General features: G+C 75.2%; 22 protein-coding genes. 8 read left to right on the top strand and 14 right to left on the bottom strand.

The annotated features are described in order from the left end of the window. Positions 1-616: 616 nt before the first annotated feature. A complete protein-coding gene (locus AWW66_RS25965; RefSeq protein WP_067371444.1) occupies positions 617-1,465 on the bottom strand; it encodes a DedA family protein in 849 nt (282 codons plus the stop codon). Between the two features lie 178 nt (positions 1,466-1,643). Then, on the bottom strand, positions 1,644-2,291 hold the full coding sequence (locus AWW66_RS25970; RefSeq protein WP_067371446.1) for a C39 family peptidase: 648 nt from the start codon (positions 2,289-2,291) through the stop codon (positions 1,644-1,646). A gap of 332 nt (positions 2,292-2,623) precedes the next feature. On the opposite strand from AWW66_RS25970, the gene AWW66_RS25975 reads away from it, so the two are divergent. After that, complete coding sequence (locus AWW66_RS25975) at positions 2,624-3,553, top strand: MOSC domain-containing protein (RefSeq protein WP_245648491.1); 930 nt, start codon at positions 2,624-2,626, stop codon at positions 3,551-3,553. Here the strand turns inward: AWW66_RS25975 and AWW66_RS25980 are convergent, their stop codons facing one another. The 5 genes from AWW66_RS25980 to AWW66_RS26000 all read right to left on the bottom strand — a co-directional run bounded on the left by AWW66_RS25980 (position 3,554) and on the right by AWW66_RS26000 (position 7,837). Next, a complete protein-coding gene (locus AWW66_RS25980) occupies positions 3,554-5,095 on the bottom strand; it encodes a serine/threonine-protein kinase (RefSeq protein ID WP_067371448.1) in 1,542 nt (513 codons plus the stop codon). 72 nt (positions 5,096-5,167) lie between these two features. Next, positions 5,168-5,371, bottom strand: coding sequence for a hypothetical protein (locus AWW66_RS25985; protein WP_067371450.1), 204 nt, complete (start codon positions 5,369-5,371; stop codon positions 5,168-5,170). A gap of 2 nt (positions 5,372-5,373) precedes the next feature. Then, positions 5,374-6,420 (bottom strand): LacI family DNA-binding transcriptional regulator, encoded by a 1,047-nt coding sequence (locus AWW66_RS25990; RefSeq protein ID WP_245648492.1) that lies wholly within the window; start codon positions 6,418-6,420, stop codon positions 5,374-5,376. Positions 6,421-6,585: 165 nt separating this feature from the next. Beyond that, positions 6,586-7,470, bottom strand: a complete 885-nt coding sequence (locus tag AWW66_RS25995) for a helix-turn-helix domain-containing protein (RefSeq protein ID WP_157527947.1) — start codon at positions 7,468-7,470, stop codon at positions 6,586-6,588. A gap of 127 nt (positions 7,471-7,597) precedes the next feature. Beyond that, positions 7,598-7,837: a DUF397 domain-containing protein gene (locus tag AWW66_RS26000; protein ID WP_067371457.1), complete on the bottom strand. Its 240-nt coding sequence runs from the start codon at positions 7,835-7,837 to the stop codon at positions 7,598-7,600. Between the two features lie 269 nt (positions 7,838-8,106). Here AWW66_RS26000 and AWW66_RS26005 point away from each other — a divergent pair, with 269 nt between their 5' ends. Further along, positions 8,107-8,742 (top strand): GGDEF domain-containing protein, encoded by a 636-nt coding sequence (locus tag AWW66_RS26005; RefSeq protein ID WP_067371460.1) that lies wholly within the window; start codon positions 8,107-8,109, stop codon positions 8,740-8,742. A gap of 95 nt (positions 8,743-8,837) precedes the next feature. Here AWW66_RS26005 and AWW66_RS26010 read toward each other — a convergent pair whose 3' ends face one another. After that, positions 8,838-9,332 carry a type II toxin-antitoxin system PemK/MazF family toxin gene (locus AWW66_RS26010; protein ID WP_067371462.1) on the bottom strand — a complete coding sequence of 165 codons (495 nt, stop codon included), beginning with the start codon at positions 9,330-9,332 and terminating at the stop codon, positions 8,838-8,840. 131 nt (positions 9,333-9,463) lie between these two features. On the opposite strand from AWW66_RS26010, the gene AWW66_RS26015 reads away from it, so the two are divergent. Next, positions 9,464-10,066, top strand: coding sequence for a DUF4291 domain-containing protein (locus tag AWW66_RS26015; protein WP_067371464.1), 603 nt, complete (start codon positions 9,464-9,466; stop codon positions 10,064-10,066). Between the two features lie 10 nt (positions 10,067-10,076). Here the strand turns inward: AWW66_RS26015 and AWW66_RS26020 are convergent, their stop codons facing one another. Further along, positions 10,077-10,571, bottom strand: coding sequence for a GNAT family N-acetyltransferase (locus AWW66_RS26020; protein ID WP_067371476.1), 495 nt, complete (start codon positions 10,569-10,571; stop codon positions 10,077-10,079). A gap of 90 nt (positions 10,572-10,661) precedes the next feature. Next, positions 10,662-11,999, bottom strand: coding sequence for an MGH1-like glycoside hydrolase domain-containing protein (locus AWW66_RS26025; protein WP_067371466.1), 1,338 nt, complete (start codon positions 11,997-11,999; stop codon positions 10,662-10,664). Positions 12,000-12,258: 259 nt separating this feature from the next. On the opposite strand from AWW66_RS26025, the gene AWW66_RS26030 reads away from it, so the two are divergent. Beyond that, positions 12,259-12,837, top strand: a complete 579-nt coding sequence (locus tag AWW66_RS26030; protein ID WP_067371468.1) for a dTDP-4-dehydrorhamnose 3,5-epimerase family protein — start codon at positions 12,259-12,261, stop codon at positions 12,835-12,837. 101 nt (positions 12,838-12,938) lie between these two features. Further along, on the top strand, positions 12,939-13,562 hold the full coding sequence (locus tag AWW66_RS26035; protein WP_067371470.1) for a class I SAM-dependent methyltransferase: 624 nt from the start codon (positions 12,939-12,941) through the stop codon (positions 13,560-13,562). 7 nt (positions 13,563-13,569) lie between these two features. Here AWW66_RS26035 and eccB read toward each other — a convergent pair whose 3' ends face one another. Beyond that, positions 13,570-14,961, bottom strand: a complete 1,392-nt coding sequence (gene eccB / locus AWW66_RS26040) for a type VII secretion protein EccB (RefSeq protein WP_067371471.1) — start codon at positions 14,959-14,961, stop codon at positions 13,570-13,572. Between the two features lie 199 nt (positions 14,962-15,160). Here eccB and AWW66_RS26045 point away from each other — a divergent pair, with 199 nt between their 5' ends. Then, positions 15,161-15,874, top strand: coding sequence for a polyamine aminopropyltransferase (locus tag AWW66_RS26045; RefSeq protein WP_067371472.1), 714 nt, complete (start codon positions 15,161-15,163; stop codon positions 15,872-15,874). 85 nt (positions 15,875-15,959) lie between these two features. Beyond that, positions 15,960-16,121, top strand: coding sequence for a hypothetical protein (locus AWW66_RS34610; RefSeq protein ID WP_169807175.1), 162 nt, complete (start codon positions 15,960-15,962; stop codon positions 16,119-16,121). A 65-nt stretch (positions 16,122-16,186) separates the two neighbouring features. Here AWW66_RS34610 and AWW66_RS26050 read toward each other — a convergent pair whose 3' ends face one another. Further along, positions 16,187-17,314 (bottom strand): fatty acid desaturase family protein, encoded by a 1,128-nt coding sequence (locus tag AWW66_RS26050; protein WP_396890704.1) that lies wholly within the window; start codon positions 17,312-17,314, stop codon positions 16,187-16,189. A gap of 25 nt (positions 17,315-17,339) precedes the next feature. Continuing rightward, positions 17,340-18,428: a ferredoxin reductase gene (locus AWW66_RS26055; RefSeq protein ID WP_067371473.1), complete on the bottom strand. Its 1,089-nt coding sequence runs from the start codon at positions 18,426-18,428 to the stop codon at positions 17,340-17,342. Positions 18,429-18,528: 100 nt separating this feature from the next. Here AWW66_RS26055 and AWW66_RS26060 point away from each other — a divergent pair, with 100 nt between their 5' ends. Beyond that, positions 18,529-19,782, top strand: coding sequence for a PucR family transcriptional regulator (locus AWW66_RS26060; protein WP_067371480.1), 1,254 nt, complete (start codon positions 18,529-18,531; stop codon positions 19,780-19,782). A 156-nt stretch (positions 19,783-19,938) separates the two neighbouring features. Here the strand turns inward: AWW66_RS26060 and AWW66_RS26065 are convergent. Further along, on the bottom strand, positions 19,939-20,320 hold a 382-nt coding region (locus AWW66_RS26065), incomplete at its 5' end, for a polysaccharide deacetylase family protein (RefSeq protein WP_157527950.1).

The following is a 20,320-nucleotide window of genomic DNA, read 5'->3' on the forward strand; positions in this document are numbered from 1 at the left end:
ATAATCGAGTTCATGACCAGCTCCATTCGGGGGATCGTCGACACCCACACCAGGGGACACGGGTGCACGAGCACCGTCAGGCGCCCACAGGGGAAAAGAAAAGAAGAACAAGAACGACGCGGGAACTCACGGGGGCGGCTCACCACGCCGGGCCCAGATGTAACGACCGGCCGGCCACCATCATTCCGGCGGCCCGGCCCCCACCCCGCCAGGCGAGAAGGGGTGCCCTGCTCGGTCGTACGCCAGGTACAACGACCCCACCCCCACCGCCATTCCAGCCGACGGGTGCCCCCCACCACACCGCCGAACCGGACATCCGACGCAGGGCACGCAGTCGGGATGATCGGGTACCGGGACCGGGTGGCGACGGCGCCCGACCCGGGCGAATCCGACCCACGGCGTCCGGAGGTGCCCACCCGTCGTGGGCGGCACCCGGCGCGCGGAAGGTTCGCGGCAGACGGTCTTCTTTCCGGGTGGTGCGGTCGGCCCCGATCGGGTGTCCGGCCGGCGACGCCCCCACCCGGCGCGGTGGCACCCGACCCGGGTCGGGCGGCTCGGGCCGGTCCCCGCCGCCGCAACGGGCGGTGGGGACCGGGGACAGCTCAGGATCGGGCGGTCAGCGCGGGGGCCAGGTGCCGCCGGGCGGGTCGTCACCGGAGGCCGCCCAGTTGCTGCGGTACACCGTGCCGGTGGGCGGCGGGCCCGCCGCGCGGCCCGGCTCGGGCGTCGGCGCGGCGCCGGAACCGAAGTCCGCGAAGAAGCCGGGGCCGGCGGGTTCGACGCCGGCGTCCACCGCCGGGTCGTCGTCGCCGCGCCGGGCGCGCCGGATACGGGCCACCACGAACCAGACGGCGGCGATCGCGCAGACGACGATGACCACCTTCTGGAAGAAGCCGGCGTACGTCTCCACGATGTGCCAGTTCTCGCCGAGGAAGTAGCCGGCGAGCACGAAGATCGTGTTCCAGATCAGGCTGCCCGCCGTGGTGTAGACGAGGAACGTCCCGATCGGCATCCGTTCCACCCCGGCCGGGATGGAGATGAGGCTCCGGAAGATGGGGATCATCCGACCGAAGAAGACGGCCTTCTTGCCGTGCTTGATGAACCACGCCTCGGTGCGGTCCACGTCGGAGAGCTTGATCAGGGGCAGCTTCTCGGCGATCGCCCGCATCCGGTCGCGGCCGAGCGCGGCGCCGATGTAATACAGGGCGACCGCACCCACCACCGCGCCCAGGGTCGTCCAGGCGATCGCGCCGAACAGACTCATCCGGCCCTGGCTCGCCGTGAAACCGGCCAGCGGCAGGATGATCTCGCTCGGGATCGGCGGGAAGAGGTTCTCCAGCGCCACCGCGAGGCCGGCGCCCGGCCCACCGAGCTTCTCCATCAGGCCGACGACGTACCCGGTGATGCCACCGGTCGGCGGCTCACCCCCGCCGTCCGCCGCCAACAACTGCCACCCACTGATCATGTGACAACCGTATGGGTGTTCGCTGAGAGGAACCATGGAGGGGCACCGCAGAACCGCACCGGGACACCATACGGCCCGGACGCGGAAAACCCCACCCGGCGATAGACGGAAGCCGGCGGCCTGGCCCGGTCGGGGCCCGGCCGCCGGCCGGTCGTGCAGGGTCGTGCAGGGTGGGACGTCAACTCGAGTAGCCGCGCTGGGCGATCCAGTCGGCCGTCCGGGTGGCGTCCATCCAGTACTGCTCGCTCGGGGCGTACGGATCAGCGATCTTGACGGTGTTCCCGCCGTCGCGGTAGCCGACGACGGTCACGTAGTGCCCGCCCTCGTACGAGTACGGGTTGCCGTTCACGTCCACGGCGCTGCCCTTGATGTTGGCGACCACGGCGCGGCCGTCGTCGACCGCGGTGACCACGTCGGCGCGGAACCGCTCGGCCTGCGCCGGCGCGGCCCGGTCCCCGGAGATCTCCGTGGTCCGGTACCGCTCACCGGTCACCTCGCTCAGCACCCGGGTGGTCTCCTCGGCCGAGTCGGTGCCGGCCTCGGTGGTGCCCAGCTTCGTCGCCACCTCGTCCTGGCTCATGGTCGTGCCCAGGGCGGACAGGGCGATCCGGGTGGCGGCCGGGCCGCAGTAGTAGAAGTTCGGCTGCGCCTCGTACTGGATGCCGAGGACCCGCTCGCCCCGGGCGGGCCGGTCGGCCTGCACCGCCGACGTGGCGGCCCGCTCGGCGGGGGTGGTCTGGGCCGCGAGCGCCGGGACGGCGACGGCCCCACCGGCGACCAGCAGACCGGCCAGGGACAGGGCGCTGTTACGGAAGATCGTATTCATCGTCACGCTCCGTTCGGGGGTGGACGTCTCCGCGCGACGTGGCGGAGCCGCCAGCACCGGAGAAGGCGCTGGACGAGGGAGAGAGCCCGAGACGGCACCGGAGGCGGTGCCGGGCGTCGACGGGTACAACGGCCGACGGCAAGCGGCCATTCCGCCAGGCCATCACCGTGACCTGCGGCAACGTCCGGCGGCTACGACACGTCGGGCGGCGCGACGGGCCAGGGCGGTCCGGGCGGCGGCGGGTCGACCGGTGTCGCTGGTGGGCGGTGGGGGCGGCAGGAACCGGACAGCGGGGACATCCGGGATGGTCGGCGTGCCGCTAGGCTGTGCGGGTGTCGAGCGAGGCCACCGTCCCGGGGTCGGACGGCTCGTCCCGGTCCGCCCCGGACGCGACCGTCGCCACCGGGTCCACCACGGCCCGGTCCACCGGCCCGGTCGTCGGACGGCTGGCACAGGTGTGGCGGTACCCGGTGAAGTCGATGCTGGGCGAGCCGCTGGAGACCGTCGGCCTGACCTCGGCCGGGGTGGCCGGCGACCGCCGCCTGGCCCTGCTGCACCGGGGCACCGGCCGGGTGGCCAGCGCGAAGGACCCCCGACGCTGGCGGGGCCTGCTGACCCTGCGGGCCAGCGGCGGCACCCCGGAGACGGTCCGGATCGACCTGCCGGACGGCCGTCGGCTCCGCCCGGTCGACCCCGACGCCGACGCCGTGCTGTCCCGGCTGCTCGGTCAGCCGGTCACCCTGGTCGACACCGCCCCGCCGGGCGCCGTGCTGGACCGGGCCCGCCCCGACGAGGTCCTCGCCGCCGGGGTCACCGCGCCGGTGACGGTGGACGTCAGCCCGCTCGCCACGGCCGCGGCGGCGGGGACGTTCGTCGACTTCGCCCCGGTGCACCTGGTCACCACGTCCACCATGGACGCGATCGGGGCGGCGACGCCGGGCGGCGTCGAGGTGCGCCGCTACCGACCGAACCTGGTGCTGGCGACGTCGGGGACGGGTTTCGTCGAGAACGACTGGGTGGGGCGGGACGTGCACCTCGGTTCCGAGGTGGTGCTGCGGGTGCTGGCGCGGACGCCCCGGTGCGCGGTGCCGACGCTGGCGCACGGCACGCTCCCCCGGGCGGTCGAGGCGCTGCGGGTACCGGCCCGGCTGAACCGGGTCGCCCCGCTGCCCGAACTGGCGGCGCAGCCGTGCGTGGGCGCGTACGCGCAGGTGGTGCGAGCGGGACGGGTCAGCGTCGGGGACCGGGTCGAGGTGCGGTAGCTAGTCGTCGTCCTCGTCCTCGTCGTCGTCCCCGTCGCCGCGCAGTTCGCCGTACGCGGTCACCAGGTCGCGCAGCTTGTCGGCGGTGTCCTCGCCGAGGCGTTCCCGGTCCACCTCCCGGCCGATCCGCTTGGTGAGGTCGGCGACGCGCTTGTCGACGTCCTTCGGCTTGCTGGCGACCACCTGGGTGAGCCGCTTGCGCAGGTCCTCGGCGGTCCGGCCGTCGACGTCGCCCTGGATCTGGGCCCGCACCAGCACGGCCAGGAACTCGGTGATCACGGCGCGGGCGGTCCCCGGCAGGTCGGGCGCGGTGGTCGCGGGCGCGGGCCTCCTCGGCGTCGGTGACGCCGACGGCGACGGCGACGGTGGTGCCGAGGTCGGGGCGGCCGACGGCCCGGCGAGGTCGGCCGCCTCGGCGACCGGTGGCTGCTCGCTGCCCGACCGGGCGGCGAGCACCCCCATCACACCGGCGAGCAGCACCAGGACGCCGACGACGCCCGCCGCGACCAGCCCGCGTCCCGGTTGGCCCCGGCGGGCCCGGCCGGACACCGTGCCGGGCGCGGCGGTGAGCAGGGGCGCGCCGGTCGACGCGGCGGGAGCCGAGGGCTCCCGGTCCACCAGGGTCGGTGGCTGGTCGTGCCCGGACACGACGGGCAGCTGCGCGGTCGACGTCCCGACCACCGGCACGGAGGTGGTCGGCGGGTCGACGGGCCGGCCGGCGCCGAGCCGGGCGGCCACCCGCGCGGCGGACGGCCGGCGGGCCGGGTCGGCGGCGAGGCAGGCCAGGGTGAGCGTGGCGAGGTCGGCGGGGAGGCCCGGCACGGCCGGCGGCGGTACGGGCACCCCCTGCCGGTGTGCCTCGGCCGCCTCGGCGAAGGTACGCACCCGCAGCGGCGTGCGGCCGGTGAGCGCCCGGTACAGCAGCACGCCGAGGGCGTACACGTCGCTGGCCGGGTCCGGCGGCCCCGGGGTCAGGCGTTCCGGCGCGGTGTACGCGGGGGTGCCCATCAGCGGGTCGCCGGGGCGGCCGGCGAGCAGGTGCGGGCCGGAGAGCGCGGCGATGCCGAAGTCGAGCACCTTGGCGCCGGTCTCGGTGAGCATCACGTTGCCGGGCTTGACGTCGCGGTGCACCACGCCGAGCCGGTGCGCGGCGGCCAGGGCGGCGGCGACCTCACCGGCCGTCCGGGCCGCCTCGGGCCAGGGCAGCGGCCCGGCGGCGAGCCGTTCGGCGAGGTTCTCCCCGTCGACCAGTTCCATCACCAGGTACGGCACCACGACACCGCCGGCGAGGGTGGCCTCGCCGTAGTCGTACACCTGGGTGATGTGGGGGTGGGTGAGCCGGGCGGCGGCGCGGGCCTCGCGCTGGATGGTGGCCCGGAGCTGGGGGTCGGCGGCGAACTGCGCCACCAGGGCCTTCACCGCGACGGGGCGGTGCAGCACCTCGTCGTCGGCCCGCCACACCTCGGACATCCCGCCGAGGCCGATACGGGTGCGCAGCAGGTACCGGCCGTGCAGACGCAGGTCGGGGGTGAACGGCGACATGATGGGTTCAGTCTGCCCGCTCGGTGCCGCCGCCCACCAGTCACCGGGAGCGGTGACTCACGTCCGGGGCGGTCAGGGGACGCAGGGCGGCGCGGGGGCCGGCCGGGGTTCGAGCCGGTCGGCGAGGCGGCGCAGCGCGACGGCGCCGGCGGTACGGCCGCCGGCCAGCAGCGACCGACGGGGCGGGTCGGGGCGGACCGGGGCGTCGGGGCGGGCCGAGGTGACGTGGCGGGACATCGCGTCGAGGGCGAGGCTGAAGCCGGCAGGCTGTTCCATGGTCAACTCCTCTGGACGGGGCCGGACGAGGTGCGGACGACGAGTTCGGTGCCGAGCAGGACCCGGCCGGGCGCGTCCCCGGGCGGGTCGAGCAGCAGCTCGGTGGCGATCCGCCCCTTCTCCTCGGCGGACTGGCGGACGGTGGTCAGGCCGGCGTCGGCGGCGTCGGCGATGTCGTCGAAGCCGGTGACGGTGACGACCGGTCCGTCGGCGGGGGCCCGGCCACCGGCGGCCAGGGCGTCGAGCACGCCCAGGGCGAGCAGGTCGGAGCAGGACAGCACCGCCGTCGGCGGATCGGCAGCGGTCAGGGCGGCGGCGACCGCCGCGGCGCCGGCCGACCGGGTGTTGCCGGTGGCGTTCAGGATGGTGAGATCGCGCCAGTCGACCCCGACGGCGGCGAAGGCGTCGGCGAAGCCGGCCAGCCGACCCCGGTTGGTGAGGTGCAGGGCGTCCGACGGGGCGGCCAGGTCGAGCGGTCCGGGCGGGGCGCCGGGCAGGATCTTCTCGGCGAGCAGCGCGACCCGTCGGTGCCCGAGGCCCGCCACGTGGTCGGCGACCGAGCGGGCGGCGGCCCGCTCGTCGATGGCGACCCAGCGGTCGCCGGCTGCCGGGGCCTCGGTCGGGGCGGTGGTGACGAACGGCAACCCTCGGGCCCGGATCCCGGCCAGGAGGTGCGACTCGTGGCCCACGCAGTAGACGCAGAAGCCGTCGACGGCGGCGTTCTCCACCGCCTGCCGGGCCTCGGTGGGGTCATCCGGCAGCGGCACCAGCAACAGGCTGGTGCGGTGCCGCTCGGCGGCCTCACTGACCCCGCGCAGGAACCGCACCGCGAACGGGTCGGTGAAGGCGTACGACAGCCGGGAGCTGAACAGCACCCCGATGGCACCGACGCGGCCCCGACGCAACGAACGGGCGGTGGGATCGGGCCCCGGATAGCCCAACTGCGCGGCAGCGTCCAGGATGCGCCGCCGCAGGTCGGCGGAGAGCTGGTCGGGGCGGCTGTAGGCGTTGGAGACGGTGCTGCGGGAGACACCGACGGCATCGGCCACGGCCTGCAGGGTCGGCCTCATCACTGCCCTTCTGGATCGATTCAGTCTGTATCGATCCAGAGATTAGTCGGACGGCACCGGACCGGTCAACACCGATACCGGGCCCACCGGCCGGGTCAGGAGAAGGACAGTCCGTGCGCCCGCCGGGCGGCTCCGGCGAGCGGCTCAGCGGTACAGCTCGTCGATGATCCGGGTGAGGATCTGCGGGGTACGCTCCGGCGGCTCCGCCTCCACGCAGAGCCGTTCCATGGCCACCGCGTAGAAGTCGAGATCCTCCCGCTTGTCCAGGTAGATCGCGCTGGTGAGCTGTTCGATGTAGACGATGTCGGGCAGGTCCTGGTCACCGAAGCGCAGGATGGTGAAGGCGCCACCGGCGGCGGCGTGCCCACCCGCGTCGAAGGGGATGACCTGGACCCGGACGTGCGGCGCGCGGGTCGCCTCGATCAGCGCGGTGAGCTGCCCCCGCATCACCTCCCGACCACCGATGGGCCGGCGCAGCGCCGCCTCGTCGACCACCGCCCACAGTTGCGGCGGGTCCGGGCGGTGCAGCAGTTGCTGGCGCTGGATCCGCAGGTCGACCCGGCGGTCCAGCTCGTCCGGGGTGGCCCGCCGGTGACCGAGGCTCACCACCGCGCGGGCGTAGTCCCGGGTCTGCAACAGGCCGGGCACGAACTGCACCTCGTAGCTGCGGATCAGCGCAGCCGCCGCCTCCAGGCCGAGGTAGGACTGGAACCAGGTGGGCAGCACGTCGCCGTACCGGTGCCACCAGCCCGGGTTGTTGGCGTCCCGGGCCAGCTTCAGCAGCGACTCCCGCTCGTGCGGGTCCTTGACCCCGTAGAGGGTGAGCAGGTCGGAGACGTCGCGCTCCTTGAAGCCGACCCGGCCCAGCTCCATCCGGCTGATCTTCGATTCGGAGGCGCGGATCTCCCACCCGGCGCCCTCCCGGGTGACGCCACACCCCTCGCGCAGCCGCCGCAACTGCGCGCCGAGCAGCATCCGCAGGACGGTCGGGCCGGTCGCGGGACCGCCCTCGGCTGGAACCATCGTCACGTGCCGTCCCTCCGCCTGCCACTCGTCGGTCGGGCCACGGCCCGACCGACGTGTAAGCATGCCATGGACCGTCGGTGAGGTGAACTCCCCCGGCCAGTCCGATCACGTACCGCCCACGGTGCGGCGGTCAGTCGATGAGGTGGTCGAAGTCCCCGTCCCGGGCACCCAGCACGAACGCGGTGATCTCGTCGACCGTGTAGATCAGCGCCGGACCCTCCGGATGCCGGGAGTTACGCAGAGCGATGCCGGCTCCCCCCGGCAGCTCGGCGAGTTCCACGCAGTTGCCGCTGGGGTTGCTGCGTCGACTCTTCTGCCACCTCAGCGGTGGAAGCTGGCTGGTGGGAACGCCGTTCGGTGGTTGCTGCATGAGGCGTCTTTCTCTCCAGGAGCCTGCCGGTGCCGTGGGGAGGAGCGGAGTCGGCGAGCGTTACGGGTGTTCGGCTGGACTTGAAATGCACGTGCATCTGCTATTGCATCTGCAATGGACAGCGAGCATGATAACAACTCAGACCGGTATACGTCCGTTCACTTTGAGTTACCCCCGGATGGGGTCTGATCAGGCAAAACAAGGGCCTGGCTCGGTGCGTCGGCCGCCACCCGCCAGGCTTAGCGCAGCTGCGGTGATGGGAGGGGCTCGTGCCGGATCCGTTGACCGTCGCGTCCGGCATCTCCGCCGTCGGTGCCATCATGTCGGCCTGGCAGCTGCGTCGCCGGGCGCTGCGGGCCGAGGCGGAGATCGCCCACCTGCAGGCGGAGCTGGCCGCCGAGCGGCACGCCGCCAGCCACGACCCGCTCACCGGGCTACCCAACCGGCGCGCGTTCTACCGGCTGGCCGCCACGCTGCTCACCGATGCCGCCGGCAAGCCCCTGCTCGCGGTCGTCCTCGACCTCGACGACTTCAAGCAGATCAACGACCGGTACGGGCACGCCGCCGGTGACCACGTGCTGATCAACGTCGCCGAACGGCTGGCCACCTTCGCCGGGGAGAACCTGGTCGCCCGGCTCGGCGGCGACGAGTTCGCCGGGCTCCTGGCCAGCCCCACCATGGACCGCCGGTGGATCGACCACGCCACCCGACGGCTGTGCGAGATGATGGCCGCGCCGATCCAGCTCGGCACCCTCACCCTCCGGGTCACCGCGTCGGTCGGGCTGGCCCCGGTGACCTGCCCGGCGCAGCTCTCCGACGCGCTCTGCCGCGCCGACGAGGAGATGTACCGGGCCAAGAGCCTCAGCGGCACCCGCTCGGCCCGGCAACTCGTCGCCGACTACTGACCACGGGGCGGGCCGTCCCGCCCAGGTCGTCGGGGCCGGGCGCGCCGCCGGGGCCGACCACGCGAGCGGGGCGGCCGGCTCCGGGGCGGTGCTCGTCAGTGCCAGCCGTACCCGGAGCGCAGGGCCGCGCCCACCCGGTCGAACCGGGCCCGGTCGAGCACCGCGCCCTCCCGGCGGATGCCGTCCTCACGCATGGTGAGCACCCGGTCGAGGCGTACCCAGCTCGGGCGGTTGTCCCGGTCCCACTCCCCCGGGCCGAGCGCCAGCCAGTGCCGCTGGCCGGCCCGGTCGCTCTGGCTGGACAGCATCAGCCCGAACAGGGTCCGGCTCTGCCGCCCGACCACCAGCACCGGACGGTCCTTGCCCTGGCGGGGGTCGTCCTCGTACGGCACCCAGGTCCAGACCACCTCGCCCGGGTCGGCCTGCCCGTCCAGCTCCGGCGCGTACGTCAGCTCCCGGCGTTGCAGGGCGGCGACCTGACGACGCCGGGCCACCTGGGCGGGGGTCGGCCCGCCACGCTGCGCCGGCACGGCCCTGCCCCGGGCCATCCGGCTGATCGTCGTCGCCACGTTCCTCAACAGACCTGCCACGGCCCGCAGCCTAGCCGCTGCCCGCCCGTCGGGGCCGACGGGGAATCGGGGCGGGTGGGAGCCGGTGGCGGGTGGGAGCCGGTGGTCGGAATCCGGTCGCGGGGAGCGGACCGCTCCGCGACCATACCGGGGTGAGCGTTCCCCACCGACAGATCCGGGCCCTCTTCACCGCCGACACCGTCACCGTCTACCAGGCGTACCCGCCGTCGATCGCCGACGCGGCGCTGGCCGCCGGGCGGTTCGTGCCGCCGTTCCGACGGGAGCGGATGACCTGGATCAAGCCGTCGTTCCGGTGGATGATGTACCGCTGCGGCTGGGCGACGAAGCCGGGGCAGGAGCGGGTGCTGGCCGTCGAGATCACCCGGGCGGGGTTCGAGTGGGCGCTGGCCCACTCCTGCCCGAGCAGCCACCAGCCGGACCGGTACGCCGACCGGGCGGCGTGGGGCCGGCACCTGCGGTCGAGCCCGGTACGGGTGCAGTGGGACCCGGAGCGGTCGCTGCGGCTGGACCCGCTGCCGCACCGCTCGGTCCAGATCGGACTCGGTGGCGAGGCGGTCCCCCGGTACGTCGACGAATGGCTGGTCGCCGTCACCGACGTCACCGCCACGGCCCGGTCGGTACGGGCGCTGCTGGCCGCCGGTGACGAGGCGGCGGCGGGGGCGGCGCTGCCCGCCGAACGCCCGTACCCGCTGCCGCCCGACGTGCGGGCGGCGATCGGCGCGACCGGGTCGTGACCGGCGGGGGTCAGGTGACGACGGGGCTGCGCCGCTCCAGCAGCACCACGTCGCGCCACCGCCCGTCGCGCCGGCCCACCCGCTCCCGCACGCCCACCACCCGGAACCCGAGCCGGTCGTGCAGGCCGAGGCTGGCGGTGTTCTCCGGGAAGACCCCGGACTGCACGGTCCAGATCCCGGCCGCCTCGGTGTCGGCGATGAGCGCGTCGAGCAGGGCGCGGGCCACGCCCCGGCCCCGCGCGGCGGGGTCGACGTAGACGGAGTGCTCGACCACCCCGGCGTACACCGGCCGGCGGGAGGTCGGCGTGACCGCGATCCAGCCGAGGACGGCGTCGGTGTCGTCGACGGCGACGAAACGGTGTGCCGGCAGCCTGGTCGCGTCGAACTCCGCCCAGCTCGGGGCCACCGTCTCGAAACTGGCGTCGCCACCGTCCAGGCCGAGCTGGTAGATCGCGAGCACCCGCTCGGCGTCCCGGGCCCGCATCGGGCGCACCGTCACCGTCATCCGTTCGTCCTCGCTCCGCGTCACCGGCACGGTCCGGCCCAGCATGTCACCCCGTGCCGCCGTCGCGGGGCGGGACGGCCGTCGTCCCGGTCACACCGGTACGGCGGGGTCGGGGGCGGTCGTGGCGAGCACGTCCAGCAGCAGCGCGGCGGTCCAGGCGAAGCGGGGCGAGCCGAGGCCGGCGCCGGTGTCCGGATGGAAGTACTCGTGCGCGCCGGCGGTCGCCACCAGCCGGATCATCGACGCGGCCAGGCCGGCGGCCAGTTCCGGGTGACCGTGCCCGCGCAGCCCCCGCCAGAGCAGCCAGCCGATGTTGATCCAGCTCGGGCCGCGCCAGTAGCGCACCGGCTCGAAGTCCGGGGCGGTGCGGTCGTGGCTGGGCAACGGGCGCTCCATCCGGGCGGCCAGGCCGAACCGGGCGGACCGGGCCTCGGCGACGATCGCGTCGACCTGCCGGCGCGGCAGGTCGGGCAGGATGAGCGGGAGCAGGCCGAGCACCGTCCGCGCCGGGAGCAGCGCGCCGGTGCGCACGTCACGCGGGTGGAAGGTGCCGCTGGCCGGGTCGTACAGCCGGTCGACGACGGCGGCGGTGATCCGGGCGGCCCGGTCGCGGTGCGGCCCCGGGTCGGCCCCGACCACGGCGGCGATCCCGGCCAGCGCGTGTTCGGCCGCTCCCGCCGCCGCGTTGACCAGCGGGCACTCCACCAGGAACGGATGCCGCTGCGGCAGCCCGTCGTCCCGGTACCCGTGGGCCCGGTACGACTCGGCGAGCGCGACGTACCGGGCGTAGTCGAGGTCCGTCGGTCGGTGCGCGACGTCGGCGTGGTCGGTGTCGCGCCGGCGGTACGCCCGCAGCACGGCGGTGTCGGCGGGCACCGCAGCCAGCGGCAGGTCCCACGCCGGGCTGTTGTCCAACCCGGACTCCCAGGGGTGCACGATGCAGGCCAGTCCCGCGCCGCCGACGTCACGCCGACCGGCCAGGTACCGCTGCTGGGCCACCAGGCGGGGGTAGAGCCAGCGCAACGCGGACCGGGCCTGCGCGGTCGGGGCCCGCCGGTGGGCCAGCCACGCGGCCAGGGCGTGCACCGGCGGCTGGAGCAGGCCGGAGGTGGCCACGGCCGGCGCCCCGTCGGCCCGCGCCGAGGCCCAGAAGTCCGGCCCCGGGAAGTACGCGCCGCCGCGCCGCGCCGGGTTGAACACGATGTGCGGCACCCGCCCGTCGGCCCACTGGGCGGCGAACAGGGTCCGCAACTCCCGCCAGGCCCGGTCGGGCCGCAGGTGCGCCCAGCCGACCGCGACGAAGGCCGAGTCCCAGCTCCACTGGTGCGGGTAGAGGGTGCGCGACGGCACGGTGTGGTCGTGTTCCCAGTTGCCGGCGAGGGTGTCGGCCGCCAGGGCCCGCAGCCTGGTGACAACCGCGTCGACCATGAATCACATCCCGCACGCGATGAGTCACATCCCGCAAGCGCCAGAGGCCCGTCCAGGCCACGATAACCGGACCTCCGTCCCGGGAAGGGCCGTCCCGCGCCACGACATGGGTGATGCCGCCCCGGCGCACGGGTCGTCCGCCCCGGGCGCCGCCCGGTGGCCCGGCCCCGGCGGGACCACGGTTGCCCGACCCCGGCGGGGCCCCTAGCATCGGGCCCGTGCGAGGCGACGGGGACCGCCGGCCGACCGGTACGCGCCGGTGAGGCTGGAGCCGCTGGGCATCGAGGGCGCCTGGAAGGTGGTGCCGCGCCAGCACGCCGACGGGCGGGGCCTGTTCGCCGAGTGGTACCGCCACGACCGGTTCGCCGAGGTGGTCGGTCACCCGCTGGATCTGGCCCAGGCGAACGTGTCGGTGTCCCGGCGGGGTGTCGTCCGGGGCATCCACTTCTCCGACGTCCCCCCGGGGCAGGCGAAGTACATCACCTGTGTCAGCGGGGAGGTCGTCGACGTGGTCGTCGACCTGCGGGTCGGCTCGCCCACCTTCGGCCGGTGGGAGGCGGTACCGCTGGACGACGTCGAGCGGGCCGCGCTGTACCTGGCCGAGGGGCTCGGGCACGGGTTCTGCACGCTGAGCCCGGAGGCGACCGTGGTGTACCTCTGTTCGAGCACGTACGACCCGGAACGGGAGCGGGCGGTGCACCCCTTCGACCCGGAGCTCGGCATCCGCTGGCCGACCACCGCCCCCCGGCTGTCGGACCGGGACGCCACCGCGCCGGGCCTGGCCGAGCTGCGCGCCCGCCGCCTCCTGCCGGACCTGCGCCGGCCGGGCGGAGACTGAGCCTCGCGCAGGAAACCGAGCCCGGGGCCGGCGACACATCCGGCGGCGGCGCGTCCGGCGGGGCCGCCAGCGCGGCCGGCGGGGGCGGCTACCGTGGCGGGATGAGCAAGCCGACCCGCTGGGTGACCGACACCGCCGAAGACCACTCGCGCTGGTACGTCGACCGGTTCCGGCGGCTGGCGGCCGAGGGCGCGGACCTGGCCGGGGAGGCGCGGCTACTGGACGCCCTGGTGGCGCCGGGGTCGCGGATCCTCGACGCCGGCTGCGGCACCGGCCGGGTGGGTGCCGCCCTGGCCGCCCGGGGACACACCGTGGTCGGGGTGGACGCCGACCCGGTGCTGGTCGACGCCGCCCGCACCGACCACCCGGGGCCCCACTGGCTGGTCGCCGACCTGGCCGAAATGACGCTGGCCGAGGCCGGCGAGGCGGAGCCGTTCGACGCCGCCGTGCTGGCCGGCAACGTGATGGCCTTCGTCGCCCCGGGCACCGAACGCGCCGTCCTGGCCCGGGTCGCCGCCCACCTACGCCCCGACGGGGTCATGGTGGTCGGGTTCGGCACCGACCGGGGGTACCCGCTCGGCGACTTCGACGCCGACGCGGTCACCGCCGGGCTGCGGCGGGAGCACCGCTTCGCCACCTGGGACCTGCGCCCCTGGCGCGACGACGCCGACTTCGCCGTGACCGTCCTGCGCCGCCCGGCCGACGGCCCCTCCCCCACCTCCTGAGCCCGGCCTACCGGTCCCCGGAGGGGGCGGCCACGGCGCGGGCGGCGGCCGGGTCGAGCGCGCTGCCGGCGGGGACCAGGCTGACCAGGCCGGCGGGCAGCCGCACCGGCCGCACGTCGCGGTAGCCGAGCGTGCCGAGCACCTCGGTACCACCCAGCGCGTACCGGCGACCCAGGTCGGTCACCACGGAGACGGTTCCGCCGGTGGCGCCGGCGACGGCCACGGACTCCACGACCGCGCCCCGGCCGGGCTCGACCAGGACGTGGTCGGCCAGCACGCCCCGGCCCGCGCCGGTCCGCGGGGCGGCGCCGAGTTCGGGCAGCGGGACGCCCGTCCGGACGTCGTGCACGCCGCTGTCGTCGCCCACCCGGGCGCAGAGTCCGCCGCCCTCGACGGTGGCCAGGCGGGGCGGGACCGTGGGCGGCGCCGCCGGCCCGGCCGGGGTCAGGTCGGGCAGCTTCGGCAGGGCGGCGAACCGGCCGAGACTGACCTGCTCCGGCTCGCCCTGCCCGGTCCGGGCGAGCAGCAGACTGGCCTGCAACTCGGTGATCCCGGCCAGGCCGGTCCGGCCGACCACCGCGTACTGCGCGCCGCCGCCGGAGTTGCGGACCAGGAACACGTCGCCGACGGTGGCCCCGGCCACCCGCTCGGACGGCTCGCCGTGACCGGGCAGCGACAGCGGGGCCAGGTCGGCCCCGGCCGGGATGGTGTTCAGCAGCGCCGGGGCGACCGGGACCGCGCGGGCCCGGGTGGCGGCCAGCGCGGCCAGCACCTGGTCGGTGTCGCGCAGCAGGTGGCGGCGGTTCTGCCAGAGCAGGTGCAGGCCGCCGTCGGGGTGCCGCAGCAGCAGCCCGGCCTCGCCGAGCGCCCGGCCGCCGGCCGGGTCCGCCCCGATCAGCAGCGCGGAGCGGGGGGTGGCCCGCTCGTCGGCCGGCGGGGCGACCGAGCAGACCGTCCAGGGTGCGGTGGAGAGCCGGCCGGGAGCGGGCAGCGAGTCGGGGGCGTCGGCGATGCCGAGCGGCAGGCCGCGCGGCACCCCCTCGATGGACCGCCGGGAGACCAGCACCGTCTTGGGCCGCTCCGCGCCGATGATCAGCAGCGCGGAGGCGTAGTTCAGCACCGGGTGCAGCTTCCGCTCGCGGTAGACGAACCGGGCGCCGGACTCCCGCTCCACGATCACCGCCCCGGCGTCGCGCCAGGTGCTGCCGCCACCGGCGAACAACCCGTAGAGCGCGAAGCCGCCCAGCCCGATCACCGCGACCAGGACGCTGGCCAGCGCCGCGCCGGCCAGCCGCCGAAACGGCGACTGCGCCGGGTCGGTGTCCCGCATGACCAGGGCGGCGACCGCCCGCTGGACGGTGAACTGGTACGAGTGGAGCTGGTCCTGCCGCGACGGCATCGGAGCCCCTTCCGCCGGAGTCGGTCGGCGCACAGGATAGACGGCGCGTCGACACCCCGTTGACCCTCCGTCGTCACCCCGGGCGCGGGGGACCGCCGGGCGCGGACGGGTGCCGCCGGCCGGCGCGTCGGGGCGGGCACCCCGGTCGGCGGGCCGGTAACGTGCCCCGGCACGGGCCGCCACGACGGAATGAGGACCAGTGGGCGCACGGTTTCAGGAGCTGGCCTGGCGTCAGACCCCGATCGGCGAGATCAGTCTGCGCCGACGCCGGGACCCCTCGCTGGACACCGACGTGTACGAGGTCAAGCTCGACGACGCGTTCCTGATGTCGAGTCTCTTCCCGGTCGCCGAGATCGAGCTGGCCCGGTTGGGCCTGGCGGAGCTGACCGGCGCCGGTCTCGACGTCGTCGTCGGTGGCCTCGGTCTCGGCTTCACCGCCCGCACGGTGCTGGCGGAGCCGCGGGTCGGGTCGATGGTGGTGGTGGAGGCGATCGAGGACGTGATCGACTGGCACCGGCGGGGTCTGCTCCCGTTCGCCGCCGGGCTGGCCACCGACCCGCGGACCCGGTTCGTGCGGGCGGACTTCTTCGCCGCCGCCGAGTCCGACGCCGGTTTCGACCCGGACTCGCCGGGCCGGCGCTTCCACGCGGTGCTGCTGGACGTGGACCACTCGCCCCGGCACGTGCTGCATCCCGACCACGCCCGCTGCTACACCCCGGCCGGGCTGCGGCGGCTCGCCGCGCACCTGCACCCGGACGGGGTCTTCGCGCTCTGGTCGGACGACCCGCCGGACGAGGAGTTCGGCACCGCCCTGGCCGAGGTGTTCGCGACCTGGCAGGCCCGGGTCGTCCGGTTCCCCAATCCGCTCACCGGTGGGGAGTCGGCCAACACCGTCTACGTCGCCCGCCGCTGATCAGGCATGGTGCCGCCCGCAGCGGGAAAGCGACCGGCCCCGCCCGTGCTGGACGCGGCGGGACCGGCGATCCCGGGAGGGGAACATGCGGGCCATGCTGCTGGTCATCGGTATCGTCGCGGTGGCGCTCGTCCTGCTCGGGCTGCTGCTGGAGGCGGCCCGCTGGCTGATCATCGTCGGGGCGGTCGCCTTCGTGGTGCTGCTCGTGCTGGCCTTCGTCAGGGGCCGCCGGACGGCCCGCCGCTGACGGCCCGCCGCCACGGTCCCCGCCACCGGCGGCTCAGCCGCTGACGGTCCGCCCGCCACGGCGGCTCAGCCGGCGGTCAGCGCCGGGGCCGGGCTCTGCTCGACGGCCGGGGTGGCCCGCCGGTTGGGCAGCGAGAGCCGGATGATCTTCCACCAGGCGGAGGCGACCTGCTTCGGCAGGCTCCCCGTGGTGTACGTCAGGCCGTACCTGGCGAACAGCGCCCGGACCTCCGGGGCGATCTCCTGGTACCGGTTGCTCGGCAGGTCGGGGAAGAGGTGGTGCTCGATCTGGAAGGACAGGTTGCCGGTCATGACGTGCAGCAGCCGGCTGCCGCTGATGTTCGCCGAGCCGAGCATCTGCCGCAGGTACCACTCGCCCCGGGTCTCGCCCTCGATGGAGGTCTTCGCGAAGGTCTCCACGCCGGACGGGAAGTGCCCGCACATGATCACCGAGTGGGTCCACAGGTTGCGGATCAGGTTCGCGGTGAAGGTGGCGGCCAGGGTGGACAGGAAGGAGGGCCCGGAGAGCAGCGGGTGCAGGACGTAGTCCTTCAGCACCTGCCGGCGGATCTTGCGGCCCACGGCGCGGGCCCGGGCCCGGAACCCCGGGTCGCGGTGCCGGCCCTTCTTCAGGTTGCGGCCCAGTTCGAGGTCGTACGCGGCGATGCCGTACTCGAAGAAGCAGGCGTTGACGAAGTTCCACAGCGGCTGGCCGAGGTGCATCGGGTGCCACCGCTGGTCCTCGTCGACCCGCATGATGCCGTACCCGAGGTCGTTGTCCTTGCCGATCACGTTGGTGTACGTGTGGTGCAGCTCGTTGTGCGAGTGCTTCCACTGGTCGGCCGGGGAGACGCTGTCCCACTCCCAGGTGGTGGAGTGAATCTTCGGGTCGCGCATCCAGTCCCACTGGCCGTGCAGGACGTTGTGGCCGATCTCCATGTTCTCCAGGATCTTGGCCGCCGCCAGGCCGGCGGTGCCGACCACCCAGGCCGGCGGGAAGAGCGAGAAGAGCAGCACCGCCCGGCTGCCCAGCTCCAGTTTGCGCTGGGTGGCGATGACCCGGCGGATGTACGCGGCGTCGCGCTCGCCCCGGCTGGCGACGACGCGGTCCCGGATCGCGTCGAGCTCCTTGCCCAACTGCTCGATGTCGGCCGGGGTGAGGTGGGCGATCGGGTTGTGGGACTTGTTCTGCATCGCGGTCACGTCCGCCAACTCCCTGTCAGTGCTCGATGTCGCAGGCGCCGGCCGCGGCCGACACGCAGGTCTGGATGAGGACGCCGTCGCCGGGGGCCGCCGTGGTGACCGCCCCGGTGCGCAGGTCGCGGACCGCGCCCTGGCGCAGCGGCAGGACACAGCCGTAGCAGATGCCCATCCGGCAGCCCGAGGGCATCAGCACGCCGGCCGCCTCGGAGGCGTCGAGGATCGGGGTCGCCCCGTCGGCCGGCAGCGTCACCGCCGTCCGGGTGAGGGTGACCTCGCCGCCCTCGCCGGGGGCGACGACCGTCGGGCGGAACCGCTCGGTGTGCAGCCGGTCGGCGCGGTCGTGGGCCGCCCAGTGCGCCTCGACGGCGTCCAGCAGACCGAGCGGGCCGCAGGCCCAGGTCCGCCGGTCGAGGTGGTCGGGGACCAGGGCGGCGAGCTGGTCTGCGGTGAGCGGGCCGGCGGCGTCGGTGTGCCGTTCGACCAGCCGGAACGCACCCTGGGCGGCGAGGTCGCGCAGCTCGGCGCCGAAGATCACGTCGGCGGCGGTGGGGGCCGAGTGGACCAGCACCACGTCGGCGTCGCGGTGCGCCCCGGCGCGCAGCATCGCCATCACCGGCGTGATGCCGCTGCCGGCGGTGACGAAGAGGATCCGGCGCGGCACGGGCCGGGGCAGGACGAAGTCACCCTGGGCCTGGTCGAGCTGGACGACGGTGCCGGGACGGATGCGGCGGACCAGGTGGGTGCTGACCACCCCGTCCGGGATCGCCTTCACGGTGACCGTGATCGGCTGGTCGCGGCCCGGCACGGAGGTCACCGAGTACGCCCGCCACTGGCGGACGCCGTCGACGTCGACACCGAGCCGGACGTACTGCCCGGGGGTGTGGCCCCGCCAGCCGCGCCCGGGGCGGAGGGTCAGGGTGGCCGCGTCGCGGGTCTGCGGGGTCACGGCAAGGATCCGGCCGCGCAGCGCCGCGCCCGAGCGCAGCGGATCGATCAGGTCGAGGTAGTCCTCCGGCAGCAGGGGGGTGGTCACCGCCCCGGCGAGCCGGAGCAGCCGGTCCCGCAGCGCGGCCGTGCGGGGCAGGCGGGTCACCGTCGAGGTCATGTCACCAGAGTGACCGCGCTGGCGGATAAAATCTTGACCGAGAGGTGTGAACACTTCGGTAAAACTTGTTCGCCAGGCACAATCATCGGGGGTGAAACCGGTGTCGGTTCGACTTCCGGAGCCGGATCCGCCCGCTCGGCTCAATCTCGACGAGCAGGCGGCGCGGATGCTGCGGGACCGGCTGCCCCTGCTCGCCGAACGCACGGTGACCGCGATCACCGCCGAGGTGCCGAGCTACTCCGGCACCCTCACCGGCCAGATGCGGGAGAAGATCGAGAACGCGGTGCAGATCGCCCTCGGGACGTTCCTCAACCTGATGGGGCGGTCCCAGGCCAGCGATCCCAGCACCCCGCTCACCCCGGCCCTGGAGGCGGCGTACGCGCTGGGCAGCGGGGAGGCCCGCGCGGGGCGGAGCATGGACGCGCTGCTGGCCGCGTACCGGGTCGGCGCGCGGGTGGCGTGGCGGGAGATGTCCACCACCACCGTCCGGGGCGGGCTGCCGGCGGCCACCGTCGCCGAGTTCGCCGAGCTGCTGTTCGCCTACATCGACGAGCTCTCCGCCGCCAGCGTGGCCGGGCACGCCGACGAGTTGGCCAGCGAGGGCCGGGCCCGGCGGCGCAACCTGGAACGGCTCACCCAGCTCCTGCTGGCCGGCGAGGCCGAGGAGGAGTTGCGCGGCCGGGCCGAGCGGGCCGACTGGCCGCTGCCGCAGACGCTGACCGTCGTGGTGCTGCCGCGCAGCGGCGTACGGCCGGCGCTGGCCCGCCTGGAGCCGCACGCCCTGGACAGCGCCGAGGACCTGCCGGGCGTGGCGGCGGCCGAGGAACTGGCCGTGCTGCTCGTCCCGGACATGCACGCCGCCCGCCGGGCGCACCTGCTGCGGACGCTGCGCGGCTTGCGGGCGGTGGTCGGGCCGGCCCGCCCCTGGCACCGGGCCGCCTCCTCCTACCAGCGGGCGGTCCGGGCCCACCGGCTCGGCCTCGGCCGGCCCGGCGACGAGGAGCCCGTCGACACCGAACGGCACCTCACGGGGCTGCTGCTCGGCACCGACCCCGAGGGGCTGGCCGACCTGCGGGCCCAGGTGCTCGCGCCGCTGGCGGCGCTGCCGCCGGCCACCGCGCACCGGCTCGCCGAGACACTGCGCTGCTGGGTGCTGCACCAGGGCCGCCGGGACCACGTGGCGGCGGCCCTGTTCGTCCACCCGCAGACCGTCCGGTACCGGATGGGACAGCTCCGCGAGCTGTACGGCGACCGGCTGGACGACCCGGGGACCATCCTCGACCTGACCGTGGCGCTGGCCTTCCTCCCGCCGTCCGACCCGGCCGGGGGGCCGACGCCCGGCGGTGGAGCCTGAGCGACCACCCGCGGCCGGCGGTGACCGGGCAGGCCGGCGGCGGGCGCGGCGCGGGCCGGCGGGTCACGGGCGACCGTCGGCAGAGCGACAGGCGGCGGGCGACAGCGGGCGGGGCGGCGGGCCGAGAGGCTCGCTGGGTGCCGGGTGGGCCCGGGGTCAGGGCCCGGTGGGCAGCGAGTGTGCGCCGAGTGGCCCCAGGGTGAGGCCCCGCTCGCGGGCCCAGTCGACCAGCAGGGGCAGCGCGCCCAGGGTCCCCCGCCACGCCTGCGGGGACGAGGCGCAGTCGGCGTCGTGCAGCAGGACGGTGCCGCCACCGGCGAGGGTCCGGGCGAGGGTGGCCCGGATCTGCTCCGGTGTGGCGCCGGCCACCCAGTCCCGGCCCCACGCCGTCCAGAGCACGGGGGTCAGGTCCAGCCGCCGGCAGGTGACCACCGCCGCCGCCGTCAGCGCACCGTACGGTGGCCGGTACCAGCGCGGTGCCGCCCCGGTCACCTCGGCGATCCGGTCCCGGGCGCGGGCGATGTCGGCGTAGGTGGCC

This window comes from Micromonospora rosaria (assembly GCF_001567585.1).
GTDB classification, from domain to species: domain Bacteria; phylum Actinomycetota; class Actinomycetes; order Mycobacteriales; family Micromonosporaceae; genus Micromonospora; species Micromonospora rosaria.

Coding starts and splice junctions, on each gene's coding strand:
- AWW66_RS25965 (WP_067371444.1), bottom strand. CDS start 1,465: ATGATCAGTGGGTGGCAGTTGTTGGCGGCGGACGGCGGGGGTGAGCCG.
- AWW66_RS25970 (WP_067371446.1), bottom strand. CDS start 2,291: ATGAATACGATCTTCCGTAACAGCGCCCTGTCCCTGGCCGGTCTGCTG.
- AWW66_RS25980 (WP_067371448.1), bottom strand. CDS start 5,095: ATGTCGCCGTTCACCCCCGACCTGCGTCTGCACGGCCGGTACCTGCTG.
- AWW66_RS25985 (WP_067371450.1), bottom strand. CDS start 5,371: ATGGAACAGCCTGCCGGCTTCAGCCTCGCCCTCGACGCGATGTCCCGC.
- AWW66_RS26000 (WP_067371457.1), bottom strand. CDS start 7,837: ATGCAGCAACCACCGAACGGCGTTCCCACCAGCCAGCTTCCACCGCTG.
- AWW66_RS26020 (WP_067371476.1), bottom strand. CDS start 10,571: ATGACGGTGACGGTGCGCCCGATGCGGGCCCGGGACGCCGAGCGGGTG.
- AWW66_RS26025 (WP_067371466.1), bottom strand. CDS start 11,999: ATGGTCGACGCGGTTGTCACCAGGCTGCGGGCCCTGGCGGCCGACACC.
- AWW66_RS26035 (WP_067371470.1), top strand. CDS start 12,939: ATGAGCAAGCCGACCCGCTGGGTGACCGACACCGCCGAAGACCACTCG.
- eccB (WP_067371471.1), bottom strand. CDS start 14,961: ATGCCGTCGCGGCAGGACCAGCTCCACTCGTACCAGTTCACCGTCCAG.
- AWW66_RS34610 (WP_169807175.1), top strand. CDS start 15,960: ATGCGGGCCATGCTGCTGGTCATCGGTATCGTCGCGGTGGCGCTCGTC.
- AWW66_RS26050 (WP_396890704.1), bottom strand. CDS start 17,314: ATGCAGAACAAGTCCCACAACCCGATCGCCCACCTCACCCCGGCCGAC.
- AWW66_RS26055 (WP_067371473.1), bottom strand. CDS start 18,428: ATGACCTCGACGGTGACCCGCCTGCCCCGCACGGCCGCGCTGCGGGAC.